The sequence below is a fragment of the Adlercreutzia sp. DFI.6.23 genome (assembly GCF_024462535.1).
GTDB classification, from domain to species: Bacteria; Actinomycetota; Coriobacteriia; order Coriobacteriales; family Eggerthellaceae; genus Adlercreutzia; species Adlercreutzia rubneri.
In genome coordinates this window covers 1-302 of sequence record NZ_JANGBP010000499.1, presented here as the reverse complement: position 1 = coordinate 302, position 302 = coordinate 1, and the positions used below count along the sequence as shown (strand labels likewise).

1 protein-coding gene is annotated in these 302 nt (G+C 55.3%); it reads right to left on the bottom strand.

Annotated features, from left to right (window positions below; genetic code table 11):
* Positions 1-302, bottom strand: a 302-nt coding sequence (locus NE591_RS14310; RefSeq protein ID WP_256156988.1) for a creatininase family protein, incomplete at both ends; no start/stop codon positions are given.

Here is a 302-nt window from a genome sequence, read left to right as displayed (position 1 = left end):
GACCGCATCGATCCCGCGCTGTACACGGGATCGATGCGGTCCATGTCCACCAAATCGGGATAGAACAAGAGCATGAGGGACGTCTCCATCACGCCAGCATGTTCCAAATCCCAACCCGTGAAACCATCGGGGTACAACTCCAGGATGGTGGCATCGTCAACGAAATCCCAGTAGGACAAAAGCTGGATTTTCACGTTCTTGATGCGCTCGGCCGACGCCTTCTCGAGAGCCAGCTCGGCGCCTTCGAAGATAAACTGGTAGTTCTCGTAATGGCCGTTCATGAACACGATCTTGCGAGCGCC